Raw genomic sequence first — 15714 nt, forward strand, 5'->3', positions numbered from 1 at the left:
CTAATTTATAAAACAGCGTTTCTGTTGCATCAAAAGGTGAGGTCAATTTTGCGAGACAGCCATCAGAATTGACTGATGGCTGGTGGAAAGGCAGGCAGCTAGCGGTAGTTGACGATGACAGAATTGCTCTGCACCTTCAGCGCCGGGATCAAACGTCCTCCGCCCGGCACTTCCCAGATAAAACGTAAAGGTTCAATGGCCGGCACGCCGTTGAACGCCTGCGTTGTGCCATTTTCGCCGTCGATTTCCGTGCAGCGGGTCTGTGAGCAGAGGCGCACCCGCAGTCCGGCTGGCGTTGGGCCAATCAGCCTGTAGTTCCACACCACCATTCCCATCTGACCAGAAACCGTTTCAGATGGCGACAGCGGATTAGAAGACATGGCGACACCCCGGTTGCTGAGGGTCACGCCCATGCTGCTTGCCTGCCAGGTCCCTTCCCCGGCAGCCTGAGCCGCCAGCGGGAAGAGCAAAATCCATAGCCATTTCATTATTTTCCTCCAATCGTTGCCGTCATGCGGATATGGCGGTTATCCGACAGCTCCAGATTCGACAGCACAACAAGCTGATTCAGGCTGCGGCGCAGGAAGCGCGACAGCAGCGGACGCAGCGCGTGGTTGACCAGCAGCACCGGCGGCGCGCCCAGCATTTCCTGACGCGCCAGCGCCTCCTGAGTTTGCTCCAGCAGGCGATCCGCCAGGCCAGGCTCGAGGCCGCCGCCGCCCTGCAGGGCCTGCAGCAGCAGGCGTTCAAGCGGCGTATCGAGGCCAATCACCTGGACTTCGCCGGTCCCCGGGAACCACTGCTGGGTGATCGCACGCCCCAGCGCCACGCGCACCACCGCCGTCAGCTCGTGCGGATCGCTCTGCAGCGGCGCATGCTCGGCAAGGGTTTCCAGGATGGTACGCATATCGCGGATCGGCACTTTTTCCTCAAGCAGGTTTTGCAGCACCTTGTGCAGCGTAGTTAACGTCAGCACGCCCGGCACCAGGTCTTCCGTCAGCTTCGGCATCTCCTGCGTCACGCGATCGAGAAGCTGCTGCGCTTCCTGACGGCCAAACAGCTCTGCCGAGAATTGCCCAATCAGATGATTAAGGTGGGTTGCCACCACGGTACTGGCTTCGACAACCGTATAACCCTGAATTTGCGCCTGCTCTTTCAGCGCGCTTTCAATCCAGATTGCCGCCAGGCCAAAGGCCGGATCGACGGTCTGCTCGCCCGGCAGCGTGCCTGCTGCAGTGCCAGGGTTAATCGCCAGCCAGCGTCCCGGGTAAGCATCGCCGCTGCCAATTTCAACACCCTTCATCAGAATACGATAGCGCGCAGGCGGCAGGTCCATATTGTCCTTGATATGCACCACCGGCGGCAGGAAGCCCATGTCCTGGGCGAATTTTTTACGGATGCTGCGGATGCGGCCGAGCAGCTCGCCATCCTGCTGGAAATCCACCATCGGGATCAGGCGATACCCCACTTCCATTCCCAGGGAGTCTTCCAGTTGAACGTCGTTCCAGGTCGCTTCTACGGCCTGGGTGTTCTCCGGCATTTTCACCGGAACCGGATCCGCAGCCGGCCTGGTCTCACGACCACGCATCCACCAGGCCAGCCCCAGCAGCCCCGCCGTAAACAGCAGGAACACGAGGTTTGGCATCCCCGGCACCAGGCCGAGCAGCCCGAGCACCGCAGCCGCCAGCAGCATCACGCGCGGGTTACTGAAGAGCTGGCCCACCATCTGCTCGCCAACGTCCTGATCGGTACTGACGCGGGTCACGATAACGCCTGCCGCAGTGGAGATAACCAGCGCCGGGATCTGTGCGACCAGACCGTCACCAATGGTCAGCAGCGTATAGCTTTCCGCCGCGTGGCCCATGTCCATCCCGTGCTGCAGTACCCCCACCAGCAGGCCGCCGACCACGTTAATCACCATGATCAGGATGCCCGCGATGGCATCCCCGCGCACAAACTTACTCGCACCGTCCATGGAGCCGTAGAAGTCCGCTTCCTGGGTCACTTCCGCGCGGCGCTTTTTCGCTTCATCTTCGGCGATAAGCCCGGCGTTCAGATCGGCGTCGATCGCCATCTGCTTGCCCGGCATCCCGTCCAGCACAAAGCGCGCGCCCACTTCCGCAATACGCCCTGCACCTTTGGTGATAACCATAAAGTTGATGATCACGAGGATAACGAACACCACGATACCGATAGCGAAGTTCCCGCCCACCAGGAAGTGGCCGAAGGCCTCGACCACCTTACCCGCCGCTGCCGCGCCGGTGTGGCCCTCCATCAGGATGATACGCGTGGAGGCCACGTTCAGCGCCAGCCGCAGCAAGGTGGTAAACAGCAGAATGGTCGGGAACGCGGCGAACTCCAGCGTGCGCTGGGTGAACATCGCCACCAGCAGCACCATAATGGACAGCGCAATATTGAAGGTGAAAAGCAGATCGAGGATGAACGCCGGGAGCGGCAGTACCATCATCGACAGAATTAACAGGATAAGGATCGGCCCGGCGAGGATCTGCCATTGGGTCGATTTCAGGTTGCCGGGCAGGCGCAACATTGCCACCAGATTAGCCATCAGTGTCCTTCTCGTTCATAAAATCCAGCGCGGCAGGCACCGGAAGGTTCTCAGGTTTGACAGGCCGTTGACCGCCGGCCAGACGCCAGCGCTTCAACTGCCATACCCAGGCCAGCACTTCCGCCACCGCGGCGTAGAGTTGACCTGGGATCTGTTGTCCGATATCCGCGTGGCGGTAAAGGGCTCGCGCCAGCGGAGGCGCTTCCAGGATCGGCACGCGGTTTTCGGTACCAATTTCCCTGATGCGCAATGCAATCAGCCCCGCCCCTTTTGCCACCACTTTCGGCGCGCTCATTTTGTTTTCGTCATAGCGCAGCGCCACGGAATAGTGCGTCGGGTTGGTAACGATGACGTCCGCCTTCGGCACATCTTCCATCATGCGGCGACGGGCAGCGGCACGCTGCATCTGCCGGATGCGCCCCTTCACGTGCGGGTCACCTTCCATCTGCTTATATTCGTCGCGGATGTCCTGACGTGACATTCGCAGTTTCTTGAAGTGGGAATAGAGCTGGAAGATAACGTCAAAACCCACCATCGGAATAATGCTGAGCACCACCAGCAGCGCGCAAAGCCCAACCAGGTTCAGCGCATTGCTCATCGCGGTGAGGGGCGACTCGCTGATAAGGCGCATCATTTCGGGCCAGTGGTACCAGAGGAAAAACCCTGCGGAACTGCCCATCAGCACCGATTTGAGAATAGCCTTGAGCAGCTCGGCCCCGGTCTGCGCAGAGAACATTTTCGCAATGCCCGGCAGCGGGTTCAGTTTTGAAAATTTAGGTTGCAGCGATTTTCCGCTAAAGACCAGCCCGCCCAGCATCACCGGGGAGACCAGCGCCACCAGCACCACGCCGGTAATCAGGGGCAGTAGCGCAACCATGGCCCCTTTTATCAGTTGAATAATCTGGCTGAGGATCAGATTCGGGTCGTTGACCATGCTGTGGTCAAAACGTAAGCCGGTGGAGAGCATCCCCGCCAGCTTGCGGGCGAGCGACTCCCCGCCCCACCAGATAATGCACACCCCAACGATCAGGATCAGCAGGGAGGTCAATTCTCGGGATCGGGGGATCTGCCCTTCCTCACGCGCCTTTTCTAGTCGGTGGGGTGTGGGGGCTTCCGTTTTGTCGTCGTTCTCTTCTGCCACAGTGCATGCTCAGCCCATTACGTCACGGGTATCATGCCAGCGCAGCGGAAATCCAATGGCGGGAAAAGCCCGTTTATTCGGGCTCTTTTCGGTGATTTTGTCGTAAACCGCCTCAGGCGGCGTAACCCCCCTGAGGCGGAATGGATAATCAGAAGCCGAGGCTGTCCAGCAGGTCGTCCACCTGATCCTGGCTTGCCACGACGCCCGCCTTGCTGGCGTCGAGCTGTGGGCCATTGAGCAGGCTTTCGTTCTCGCGTTTTGGACGGGCAGCCGGTTCCGGGATGTTCTCCAGCAGCACCATCAGCAGCTGGCGCTCAATCTCCTGAATCACATCCATCATGCGCTTGATCACCTGACCGGTCAGATCCTGGAAATCCTGCGCCATCATAATGTCCAGCAGCTGGGCGTTGGTGAAGCTGGTGTGGCCCGGCACATCCCCCAGGAACTGACGGGTGTCGGTCACCAGTTCGCGGGCATCCGCCAGCTCGATGGGGTTCTCAAACCACTCATCCCAGCGTTGGGTCAGGGCTTTCGCGCCCTTTTCCATCGCATCCTGATGCGGCTGTGAGGCTTCAACGCTATTCAGCGCACGCTCAGCTGCCTGAGCGGTCATCTGCACAACGTAGTCCAGACGGTCGCGGGCGTCCGGGATCGCTTCCGCCGCTTCGGCAATGGCCTGATCCAGCCCCAGTTCACGCAGGCTGTCACGCAGCATGCGCGTCAGGCTGCCGATGCGGACGATGATGTCGCTCGGCGAGTGTTCTTCAACGGGTTTCATTGCAGGTTGCATCATCACCAACACCTCACATGCCGAGTTTCTCGAAGATCTTACCGAGCTTCTCTTCCAGGGTCGCTGCGGTGAATGGCTTCACCACGTAGCCGCTTGCGCCCGCCTGTGCAGCGGCAATGATGTTCTCTTTTTTCGCTTCTGCAGTGACCATCAGCACCGGCATAGACGCCATGCCCGCGTCCGCACGAATGGTTTTCAGTAGCTCCAGACCATCCATATTCGGCATGTTCCAGTCGGAGATGACAAAACCAAACCCGCCAGCCTGCAGTTTGTTCAGCGCATCCACGCCGTCTTCTGCTTCTTCAACGTTGTTGAAGCCCAGCTCTTTCAGCAGGTTGCGCACAATGCGACGCATGGTGGAAAAGTCATCCACAACCAAAAACTTAAGCTCTTTATCCGCCATAAAATAATACTCCTGAGTCAAATACGTATTGCCTGTCCGGCACTGATTTTCGCCAGCATCTGCTGGCTTACCTGGCTAAGATCGACCACTTCGCTCACGCCACCCATATTGATGGCCTCGCGCGGCATGCCGAACACCACACAACTTGCTTCATTCTGCGCAATCGTCCAGGCGCCAGCCTGGTGCATTGCAAGCATTCCGGCGGCACCGTCGTTGCCCATCCCCGTCAGGATCACCCCAACGGCGTTGCGCCCCGCATGTTTCGCCACCGAATGAAACAGCACATCCACCGACGGACGGTGCCGGTTAACCGGCGGTCCGTCATGAATTTTGATTTGATAGTTAGCGCCGCTGCGCGCCAGCTCCATATGCTTGTCCCCCGGCGCGATATACGCATGTCCCGGCAGCACGCGCTCGCCGTCTTCTGCCTCTTTCACGCTGATCTGGCACAGCTTGTTCAGACGTTCGGCGAAGGAGCGGGTAAAGCCAGGCGGCATATGCTGCGTGATCAGAATACCCGGACTTGAAAGCGGCAATGGCTGGAGTACATGGCGAATTGCCTCTGTTCCTCCGGTTGACGCCCCAATAACCAGCAGTTTTTCCGAGCTGAGTAACGGTCCGGCCTTCAGGGTTGCCGGCGCGGCCATCGGCTTGTGGGCCGCGAGCTTCGCGCGCGAGGCGGTGCGAATTTTCTCGGCGATCATCTCGCTGTACGCCAGCATCCCCTCGCGAATGCCGAGCTGCGGTTTGGTGACAAAATCCACCGCCCCCAGCTCCAGCGCGCGCAGAGTGATTTCCGAACCTTTCCCGGTCAGGGAGGAGACCATCACCACCGGCATGGGACGCAGGCGCATCAATTTCTCAAGGAAATCTATGCCATCCATGCGCGGCATCTCGACATCCAGCGTTAGCACGTCGGGGTTATATTTTTTAATTAAATCCCGCGCTACCAGCGGATCCGGCGCAGTGGCCACCATCTCCATGTCGCTGTGGCTATTGATGATTTCAGTCATGATCTGACGCATCAGCGCTGAATCATCGACAGACAATACCCTGATTTTACTCATGCTTTTTCCTTACTCAGCGCATATACCGTTTGCCCACGCAGGCTAAACTCACGCGCGAGGTTGCTGAAGTTTTCCGAGTGCCCGGCAAACAGTAAACCGTCAGGCTTGAGCAACGGAACAAACCGACGCAGAATGTCCTGTTGCGTCGTTTTATCAAAATAGATCATGACGTTACGGCAAAAAATGGCGTCGAAAGGCCCCGGCACGTTGTACTGCTTATCGAGCAGGTTAACGGGCGCGAATTCGACGCAGTTCGCCAGCTCCTGGCGTACGCGAACCAGGCCTTCATGCGGGCCCGTGCCGCGCATGAAGTAACGCTGTAGCTGCTGCGGCGACAGCGTTTTCAGCTCGTCCTGGCGATACACGCCGTTGCGCGCTTTCTCCAGCACCTCGGTGTCGATATCGCTGGCGTAGACTTTCCAGCGTCCCGGCGCCATCCCCAGCGTGTCTGCAAGGGTGATCGCCAGCGAGTACGGCTCTTCGCCCGTTGAGGCGGCCGCACTCCAAACGCGATACTCCCCGGTGCGACGGCGCGCATGCTCGGCCAGAACCGGAAAGTGGTGAGCTTCGCGGAAAAAGGCCGTCAGGTTGGTCGTGAGTGAGTTAATAAAAGCCTGCCACTCCGCGCTGTTCTGGTTCGCTTCGAGCATGCTCAGATAGCGGCCAAAATCATCCAGCCCCAGCGTACGCAAGCGCCGCACCAGTCGGTTGTAGACCATGTCCCGCTTATGATCCGCAAGCACGATCCCCGCACGCTGGTAGATTAACTGACATATCCGACGAAAATGCGCGTCGGACAGCGCGAGGCGCTGTGTCATCTGCAACAATAATGACGTTTGCCCAGGGGGCATTGGTGATGTCATAGCGCCTTCTTAATTACATTCAGGATACAACTGGCACGGCCTGTGACCGCCCGACTTCTGTTACTGCTTCAACGTGCTCTTTCACATTAAATACCGCGACCAGCCCGGTGAGACGATCCGCCTGGCTGGCCAGCTGATCGGTTGCCGCTGCCGCTTCCTCAACTAACGAGGCATTCTGTTGCGTCACCTGATCCATCTGGCTGACGGCCTGAGCCACCTGCTCTATCCCGCGACGCTGTTCGTCCGACGCCGAGGCAATTTCGCCCATGATGTCGTTAACCCGCGTCACGGAGGTGACGATCTCGTGCATGGTATGCGCCGCCGTATCCACCAGGGCAGACCCCTGCTGGACGCGAGAGACCGACTCTTCAATGAGGGACTTAATCTCTTTCGCCGCGTTGGCGCTGCGGCTCGCCAGGTTTCGCACTTCACCAGCCACCACCGCAAACCCACGTCCCTGCTCGCCGGCGCGCGCCGCTTCCACGGCGGCGTTCAACGCCAGGATGTTGGTCTGAAACGCAATACCGTCAATCACGCTGATGATGTCGCCGATCTTCTGCGAGCTGGCGGCAATCTCCTGCATGGTGCTGGCCACGTGAGAGGCCTGATCGCCCCCTCTCTTCGCCGTCAGCGCCGCCTGTTTTGACAGGTCAGACGCCTGGCGCGCGTTATCGGCGTTCTGGCTTACCGTCGCGGTCAGTTGTTCCATACTGGCCGCCGTCTGCGCCAGCGATGCCGCCTGCTGCTCGGTGCGGGACGAGAGATCGTTATTCCCCGCCGCAATCTCTGAGATCCCCGTATGCATGGCGTAACTGCCCTGACGCACGTCGGATACCGTTTCCCGCAGCGACCCCTGCATGGCCTTCAGGCTGGCAAAGATCGCCGAAATTTCGTTTTTGCCAAACACCGCCACCGGACGCGCCAGATCCCCCTTCGCAATACTGTCGAAGTGGCTGCTGATAATCGCCAGCGGCTGCACAATCATTCTGCGCGCCCAGAGCAGCGCCCCGCCGGTCAGCAGCCCCGCCAGAATCACAACGACGGCAAAGATAACGCCCGACATGTGATAGCTGGTGCGGCTTGCTTCACCGGCGCGCAGAACAGACTGATTGATATCCTGCTGCCATGCGTCAAAGCTGCCGTCAAACGCCGCCTGAGACGCCTGGACCGGAGCGGTCATGAAGTCCGAAAGCTGGTTGTTCTCAAGCCAGGTCGCCTGGTGGTCCAGATCGCTGTACCACTGCTCAAAGTTCTTTTTCATGGCCGCCTTCAGCGCTTTCTCTTTCTCGCCGTCGGCCGCCTGCGCCGTGAAGGCCTTAAACTGTGCGTCTGCCTGCTTTAGGCTGTCGCGCGCCGTTGCCATCAGCGCCTTAATGTCATCCGGCGGATAGCTGAGCGCGGTTAAGGTTCCTGCCTTGTTCAGCGCAGTGCTTGCCTGCAACAGCACGGCACGCGTTTGTGCCAGTGCGGAGCGCTGCTGATTACTCGCCTCAACGTCCTGCAAATTCTGATAGCCATCGCGAAACGCCCAAAAAGACAACCCGTTACTGCCAACCTGCAACACACCGCAAAGGATCAGTATCAAAAACAGTGTGGTAGAGATACGAATACGATTTAACATCCACGCTCCCATCAAGCGGCAAGCAGCCGCGGTTTAATTGTCAGTCAAAATGTTTCCCAGTTTTCATCTTGTCCGGTCGTTGCAGCACGCGTGCGGGTGACCGCCGTGTCGGCGGCTGGCGCGCGGTACGTAGCTTGCGCAGTGACCGTATTTCCAGCGAGTGAAGCGAGACGAAACGCCGAGACGGCCATCTTCAGACGGCTCGCCTGGTCTTCCAGCGCAGCGGCCGCCGCAGCGGACTCCTGCACCAGCGCGGCGTTTTGCTGTGTCACGCGGTCCATTTCCGATACCGCCAGGGCAACCTGGTCGATACCACGACTCTGCTCATCGGACGCAGAGGCGATTTCACCCATGATGTCCGTCACGCGGGTAACGGCATTCACGATGTCATTCATGGTCTCCCCGGCACTCTCCACCAGCACGGAGCCGGTATCCACGCGGGAGACGGAGTCTTCAATCAGGGATTTAATCTCTTTTGCCGCGTTGGCGCTGCGGCTGGCAAGGTTGCGCACTTCCCCGGCCACCACCGCAAACCCGCGCCCCTGCTCGCCCGCGCGCGCTGCTTCCACGGCGGCGTTGAGCGCGAGGATGTTGGTCTGGAAGGCAATGCCGTCGATGACGCTGATGATGTCGGCGATTTTCTTCGAGCTGTCGGCGATTTCGTGCATGGTTTTCACCACGCCATCCACCACGCGACCGCCGCGCTGCGCGGTTTCGGAGGCGCTTTCCGCCAGCTGAGACGCCTGGCGGGCGTTATCGGCGTTCTGCTTCACGGTTGCGGTGAGCTGCTCCATGCTGGCGGCCGTCTCTTCCAGCGCCGACGCCTGCTGCTCGGTACGAGATGAGAGATCGTTATTCCCCATCGCGATTTCGCTGGTGCCGGTATAGATCGCCTCGGATCCGTTACGCACGTTGGCGACGGTCTCGATCAATGAACGCTGCATGTGGTCGACGCTGTTGGCCAGCTCGGTGATCTCGTTACGTCCGGAAACGGTCAGCGTTTTGGTCAGATCGCCAGAGGCAATCTCGCGAATATGGGCAATCACGCGGCCGAGAGGGTTCAGCAGGATGTGGCGAATGCCGTACCACACAGCGAACAGCACAATGACCAGCGCCAGGGCCAATACCGCCATCTGCCATTTCGCAAAGCGGTAGTCATTCTGGCTTTCAGTAAAGGCCGAGTGATACAGATCGCCGCTGGCCTTCGCGTATTCCCCCAGCGCCGCGCCGAGTGCGTTTTGCATCCCCTGCGTCGGCTGTGCGAAGTAGGCATCCATGTTGCCGCTCTCGAGGAACTGGATCAGCTCCGTCAGCCCGGCATAGTAGGCGCTGTATTTTTCATCAATGTTCTGGCTCACCTGCGCCATAGCAGGCTGCGGTGCGATTTGCCTGAAGGCGGCGTAGTGTTTAGCCGCGTCGGCCAGTGTGGCCCGGGCATTTTTTAGCAGATCGGTTTTCGCGCTGCTCTGCTGATTGTTCGGATCCATCATCATGCGCGCGGACGAGCGGCTCAGGTTGATACGCGTTTGCAGCATCAGATCCCACGTTGAGGTGAGCTCACTCTGCTGCAGGCGGAGATCGTTTGAGGCGGCGAAACTGTCCTGGTTCTGTTTTAACGACGAGAAAAAAAGCCCGCCGGAGATAAGCTGAAGTAGTGCGAAAATGACCAGCACCATCATTAGCATTGTGACAACGCGGATACGGTTCAACATACAACACCTTCTCATAGATTTATTAACGGTGTTATCGGCACAGGCCACAGGAACTTTACATTTGCGAAAGGGAAAAGCGCGGGGTTAAAACGCGACGTCAACAATCAGCGTATCGGTGTAGGTACCGGCGGGTGGCGTGGCCTGATTCGTCAGGACTTTGGCGGTGTAGTTATAGGTACGCAGCAGGCCGTCGGCGCTGACCAGCGAGGAGGTCGCGCTGGTCCAGCGTTCGCTGCCGCTGCTGCCCCAGCGGTTAGTCGTGGCTTCTTTATAGATGTCATAACTCAGGTAGTTACTGCCGCTCACCATCCGGCGCACGTTATTCAGCGCGTTGGCACCATTGTTAATCCCGATGGTATAGGTACTGCCTTTGGTACAGGTGACGGCAATCGCCTGCGAGACCGTGGGGAAATTTTGCACCAGCGGCGCACTGCTAAAGTTGACGTCCGGCGTGGTCATGGCGCTGCAGTCGTTGGTGACGGTCAGGTTAAGCAGAATACTGGTCGTCGCGGTTCCCGTTTGATTGATGGTGCAAATACCGAGCGCCCCCACGGAACAGACGCTGTAGTTAACGCTGAAGGTTAACTGCACCTGATACGGCCCGGCAGAGACGTTTTGTCCGGCGACGGTGCGGAAATAGAGCGGAATGTTGTACTGCTTTGACCCGAGCAATCCCAGCAAGGTATTTCCGCTCCAGGTATACGATTTACTTATCTGTACCTCACTGCTGCTCGCGCAACCCGAAAGTCCACACAGCCGGGTGGGGATCACGTCCGTGATGGCGGCATTATCGGTGCGTTTCAGGGTCGCACGACTGTTGGCCGATATCGTTGCTGCGGTGTAGTTCAGCGTCACCGAGTCGTTCGTCAGCAGGTTGAGTATCGCATCACACGCCACCACCAGCGTGCCGGTGGTCTCCACCTCCCCGGAGCCGCTCAGCGCAAACGACGTGACGCTGCCGAACGACGCATTGACCGTGCTGACGGTACAGGCCGCCCAGCTGCCGCCGGAGAGCAGCAGCAGGAGCAACATCACCCAGCGCTTCATGGCCCCTCCCGGCAGACCAGCGGGCCGTAGATTTGCAGCCTGTGGTCCGGGTTCGCGCCGATGGTCAGCGTTGCCCTGCAGCGTTTGCCTGTCGGCGTCGTGACGTCGAGCAGATTGACGTCGCTGAGGTTTTCCAGCCAGGCAATCCCGTCATATCCCACCACCGCATTGCTGCGCGAGGCGCGTCGAACCTGGCTTCCCACCGGAATGGCCTCCCCCTGCGCGTCGTGCAGGATGACGCTCGCTACCCGCTCCTGTTCCATCGGGAAATCCACCAGATAACCGCTGTGGCGGCGGATCGCCACCCGCCGCTCGGTCTCTTTCAGCCGGGTGTCGGCAGGCAGGTTCAGGGTATTAATACTGTAGCTTGCCGGGTAATAGGCCGAGACGCCGCTCACCAGCAGATACCCGTTGCGGTTGGTTTTACCAACCGGCTGGTTTTCATAGCTGACGGGGACATCCGGCTGGCCATCGGTGCTGATGACCACAAACGCATCGTTGATTTTGTTTGCCGCAAACAGTTCGCCGTCCATCAGCACCAGGGAGCCCATCGCTTCGCTCCACCAGGTCATCATGCCCTTCTCGCCGTACCCGCCCCCCTGCAGCTCGATATTGTTATTGCGCCAGCCCACCGTTCCCTGCTGGTAGTTATTCGATCGCGACTGGTTCGCCCACGCCATATTCCAGCTGAAGCCGCCGTCGGAGGGCATCGAGTGGTTGTAGTTGATGCGCTGCGTGCTGCCTGCATCCGGGGTATTTTCCACGGTGAGCGCCGCGCTGTCGCGTTCGCCCAGCGGCACCTGGAATGACATCGCGACCGTCCAGTCGCCCCGCTGCTGGTCCCGGCTGGCGGCGAGGTAAATGCTGCTGGAGCCCCAAAGATTTCGGCTCCAGGAGAGGTTAAGCAGCTCGGTTTTCTGGCTGTCAAAGCTCTCCACGCCGATCCAGGCCGCCCCGATGTTGCCGTATTCCCCCAGGTTGAAGGTCAGGGAATATTGATCGGTATTGCGGCTAAAGCTGGCGATGGGGCGGTCATTTTCGTCGTACACCGTCGGCTGGTCATACAGGGCCAGGTTACCAAAGCCGCGATCGCGGCGGGTATGCTGGGTGGCGAGGCTGAACTCGCTGGTGCTGTACTGGTAGCCCCAGTTGATTTGCCCGCCGTCATCTCCGCGCATCCGGCTCTGGCTGTACGAGGTATTCACCACGCCAAAACGCCCCAGCTTGACCACCGTCCCCGCACCGGCGAGCGCCAGTTCCTCCGCGCCTTCGGCGTGCCCCTCCAGCGTCAGCCAGTCCGTCAGGCCGTAGCGATACGATCCGCTCCCCGCCGCCGGGCCGTAGTCAAAATTCTTAATGCCGTAGTTGCGCCGCAGGCTCCCCAGGGTAACGGCCCCGTCGCTCAGCCCTTCTTTCAGCAGATCGCTGGTGACGTAAAACGGCAGCGTGGTACTCACCTGGCGCCCCAGCGCATCGGTGGTGACCAGCACCGCATCCCCGGCGCCGTTAATGTAGGGCAGGTTCGTCAGGGTGAACGGCCCGGGCTGCAGCTGCGTGGACCCGGAGCGGTAGCCGTTGATGAAGAGGTCGACCGAGGTCGGCACCGCCGCTTCACCTGAAAATTCCGGCAGCGGCCAGGTCACCAGGTCCGGACGCAGGGAGAAATCACGCCCATAGCTGATCCCGCCCATGCGGACGCTGCTGCTCCAGCTCAGGGCATCGCTGATGACATCCCCGGCGGTCCAGGTGGTGGCGTCCTCCTCGTTGGTCACCAGCAGGGTGGTGTCATAGCGGACATAGCCCTCCTGCTGACCGTCGTTGCCGGTGAAATTTTCGCGGGCGTAGCCGGTGGAGGAGAATGAACCGTTTTCATTGAAGTAGCGGAATTCATGCCAGAGCGAGGCCTGCCCGCCGACGTGCTCGGTATGGTTGGTATAAAAATCGTAATTGAGCAGCGCGCCTCTGCCATAGTGAGGCTTACTCTGCGTCGGCTGGCCGCCAAACGGGGTGACGCGGGAGGTTATCCACTCACGGGGCACGGTCAGCAGCAGACGCTGGGCGGGACTGTCGTACTCCACCCGCACCGCCGGAAGCGTGCTGAGATTGACGTCGCCGTTGGGCACATGTTCAGGCGGAAGCCCGGCGCGCAGCAAATCGGCGCTGGAGATATAGTAAGCGCCGTCGCGTTGCGTCACGGGAACCACCAGCCCGGTGTCGTAGTGGTTCAGTACCAGGGCGAGCTGGAAAACCGCCTCCCCGTTTATCGCCTGCGCTTGCGGCGGCGGCGGTAAGCTGTCATCACCCGGTTCGGCCCAGGTACTGGTACTCACGCAAAGCAGGATCACCATTGCGGGCTTCAGTTGACGGGCGTCGACTGCCATTGTGCATCCCTGGCATTAATCTGCGCGCTGATCTGGCTGGGCTGGCGGATCCCGGCCGGAATCGGCCAGCTGCGGGTGCTGCCCGGCAGCACATAGCCCAGCAGGCCATCCGCAATCATGCGCTTTTGTCCCCCCTGCTCCAGCGCCACCTGGCTGAGCCTGACGTGAACATCGCCCTGATTGCGCACTTCAATGGCAGGCTGGCCCGCCACCTGCGTGACGCGCCAGCTTAGGTTACGGGTATCCACGAGGGCATGATGCGCCCCCTCTTTTATTGTCGGGATCCCCTGTCCGTAAACGAACAGCGGTATGGAATAGCGCATCTGCAGTTTAAGGCCGATGGCGGGGTCGGCCTTCGCGTCCGGCTGGGGAATTTCATCCACGATAATGCGATAGGCTTGTTCAACGCCCATCGGAACCGTACCCTGTTTGATCAGGCGGATCAGCTGTTTACTGCCTTTGCCGATGGTGACGATGGGCGGGCTGGCGACCACGTCCTGCTGGGCGGTATAGCGCTCAAAGCCCCCCTCCTGCTTCCAGCGCACAATGCGCACCTGCATCGTTGTGGCACTGTTTCCCTGATTCTGGATCCACAATTCAGTCGCTTTGCTGTCGGCCGACAGCCACGGATCGATGGGCCATAACAGAATGGTCGCCGCCGCCTGCGCCTGTCCTGCCGCCATGGCGGTCACACCCAACATACTCACCAGGTACCAATGCCTGAATAGTGGCTTCATCGAATGTTCTCCCTTTTTCACCATGACAAGGTCACGGTGAGCTGATCGGAATAGGTGCCTGCCGGGCTAAATCCCGTCAGCAGCGCTACGCCAAAAAGTGGTAGTGCAATATTGTTGCTGTTGGTGTAGGTCACCGGGATGGCCTGGTTGACCCCAATCTCACTGTTCGCCGCCAGTGAACTGCTGCTGTAAAGCCGGTAGCCCACCACGTCGGTGCCGCCTGAACGCGTCATGCGGCGCACCGAGGCGTAGTTTTGCCCGCCGTTGATGCTCATGCTCAGCGCCACGCCCGGCGTGCAGGCGATGGACAGCGCCCCGTTGGGCACAAAGCTGGTGCTGACCGGGGCACTCTCCACGCCGGTATGGGTCCCAAAATCCAGCGTCCCGAAGATCCCGCCGGTCCCCGTCGTGACAGAACATCCCGGCACGACGGTCGCGCTCACCTTAAACGACTGCGACGTCACAGCGCCGGCCCCGGAAACCAGGGTCAGCCCCAGCGCCAGCGCAAAAAAAGGCTGCACGATCCCCTCTGCGCAAGCGCGCAGACTTAAAAAGGAGGCCTTCATGGCTGGAGCTAGTAGGTGACGCTGACGTTGATCGTGTCGGTATAAGTGCCCGGCACCACCGTGACGCTGTTACCGCCGCCGGTGATGCGCCCGTAAAGGGTGTAGCTGTTGACCCCGCCCGCCGTCGACGCGACCGGCAGCGCCGCGTTGTTGGCGATGACGTTGTTAAATCCGCTGTCGCTGTACAGACTGTAAGCCACGCCCTGCGCCGCATTGGCGGTATTGATCAGATAGCGCGCAGGCGTGCCCGGCGTGCCGACCACGGTACCGGGTGCGGTGGAGTTAGTGTTGCCGGTGATCGCCACCGTATAGCTGGCGGTGGTGCACTGAATGGTGAACGTATTCCCGCCGCTGGCGCCGGTGAGCTGGGTGGTCAGCGTGGAAAACGTGGCGGGATGGGTACCAAAATCGAGTGTCCCGAAGTTAATACCGTTTTGCGTGGGCGATCCGTTAATCAGACACCCGTTTGTGAGGGTCAGCGTCGCACCGATGGTGCCGCTGCTGGTCACGGCCAGCGCAGGATGTACCGTTGTCGCCGCCAGTAACGCGCCAGCGCAGATTAAAAGGCGTTTTCTTTTCATTTTCCACCCTCCGGAAGTCAAACGCGTTCCCTTGCCACATTTTATTTATGCTGTTCAAGATGTTAGCCCCGCTTAAGGTTCCTCTGAGAGGGGTTAATGAGAATTTAGTTTACGGATATCGCTTCCACCACCCGCCCCAAAACGCATAATCCTTGTGTCCTATTGACTTAATATTCTTATAAATAACAATGAATTAAAATTATTTTGGCCGCATTTTTATCTGTCTCTTATACACATCT

General features: G+C 59.6%; 14 protein-coding genes. All 14 read right to left on the reverse strand.

From position 1 onward, the window contains the following. Positions 1-98 precede the first annotated feature (98 nt). Positions 99-491 carry a flagellar protein FlhE gene (locus tag HBA26_RS14665; protein WP_028013640.1) on the reverse strand — a complete coding sequence of 131 codons (393 nt, stop codon included), beginning with the start codon at positions 489-491 and terminating at the stop codon, positions 99-101. Continuing rightward, positions 488-2566 (reverse strand): flagellar biosynthesis protein FlhA, encoded by a 2079-nt coding sequence (gene flhA / locus HBA26_RS14670; protein WP_028013641.1) that lies wholly within the window; start codon positions 2564-2566, stop codon positions 488-490. Before flhA ends, HBA26_RS14665 begins: the two co-directional genes overlap by 4 nt. Then, on the reverse strand, positions 2559-3707 hold the full coding sequence (gene flhB / locus HBA26_RS14675; protein ID WP_041909432.1) for a flagellar biosynthesis protein FlhB: 1149 nt from the start codon (positions 3705-3707) through the stop codon (positions 2559-2561). The genes flhA and flhB overlap by 8 nt, the downstream gene beginning before the upstream one ends. Positions 3708-3855: 148 nt before the next feature. Beyond that, entirely contained in the window at positions 3856-4500 is a 645-nt protein-coding gene (gene cheZ / locus HBA26_RS14680; protein ID WP_028013643.1) for a protein phosphatase CheZ, read from the reverse strand. Between the two features lie 10 nt (positions 4501-4510). Further along, positions 4511-4900, reverse strand: a complete 390-nt coding sequence (gene cheY, locus HBA26_RS14685; RefSeq protein WP_008500431.1) for a chemotaxis response regulator CheY — start codon at positions 4898-4900, stop codon at positions 4511-4513. Between the two features lie 17 nt (positions 4901-4917). Beyond that, positions 4918-5967, reverse strand: coding sequence for a chemotaxis response regulator protein-glutamate methylesterase (locus tag HBA26_RS14690; protein WP_014884341.1), 1050 nt, complete (start codon positions 5965-5967; stop codon positions 4918-4920). Then, positions 5964-6830, reverse strand: coding sequence for a protein-glutamate O-methyltransferase CheR (cheR, locus tag HBA26_RS14695; RefSeq protein ID WP_014884342.1), 867 nt, complete (start codon positions 6828-6830; stop codon positions 5964-5966). Before cheR ends, HBA26_RS14690 begins: the two co-directional genes overlap by 4 nt. A 19-nt stretch (positions 6831-6849) precedes the next feature. Continuing rightward, the gene (tap, locus tag HBA26_RS14700) at positions 6850-8451 is read right to left on the reverse strand and encodes a methyl-accepting chemotaxis protein IV (RefSeq protein WP_041909430.1); all 1602 of its coding nucleotides are present in this window, start codon (positions 8449-8451) and stop codon (positions 6850-6852) included. A 44-nt stretch (positions 8452-8495) separates the two neighbouring features. Then, complete coding sequence (gene tar, locus HBA26_RS14705; protein ID WP_047367823.1) at positions 8496-10163, reverse strand: methyl-accepting chemotaxis protein II; 1668 nt, start codon at positions 10161-10163, stop codon at positions 8496-8498. An 84-nt stretch (positions 10164-10247) separates the two neighbouring features. Further along, the gene (locus HBA26_RS14710) at positions 10248-11210 is read right to left on the reverse strand and encodes a spore coat U domain-containing protein (RefSeq protein ID WP_045260325.1); all 963 of its coding nucleotides are present in this window, start codon (positions 11208-11210) and stop codon (positions 10248-10250) included. After that, positions 11207-13591, reverse strand: coding sequence for a fimbria/pilus outer membrane usher protein (locus HBA26_RS14715; RefSeq protein ID WP_126345764.1), 2385 nt, complete (start codon positions 13589-13591; stop codon positions 11207-11209). The genes HBA26_RS14710 and HBA26_RS14715 overlap by 4 nt, the downstream gene beginning before the upstream one ends. Further along, positions 13567-14328: a molecular chaperone gene (locus HBA26_RS14720; RefSeq protein ID WP_045260435.1), complete on the reverse strand. Its 762-nt coding sequence runs from the start codon at positions 14326-14328 to the stop codon at positions 13567-13569. The genes HBA26_RS14715 and HBA26_RS14720 overlap by 25 nt, the downstream gene beginning before the upstream one ends. 17 nt (positions 14329-14345) lie before the next feature. After that, positions 14346-14894 carry a spore coat U domain-containing protein gene (locus HBA26_RS14725; protein ID WP_028013649.1) on the reverse strand — a complete coding sequence of 183 codons (549 nt, stop codon included), beginning with the start codon at positions 14892-14894 and terminating at the stop codon, positions 14346-14348. 8 nt (positions 14895-14902) lie between these two features. Continuing rightward, positions 14903-15475, reverse strand: a complete 573-nt coding sequence (locus HBA26_RS14730) for a spore coat protein U domain-containing protein (RefSeq protein WP_028013650.1) — start codon at positions 15473-15475, stop codon at positions 14903-14905. Positions 15476-15714: the final 239 nt, after the last annotated feature.

It is taken from the genome of Enterobacter sp. 725m/11, from assembly GCF_011683705.1.
GTDB lineage: Bacteria > Pseudomonadota > Gammaproteobacteria > Enterobacterales > Enterobacteriaceae > Enterobacter > Enterobacter bugandensis.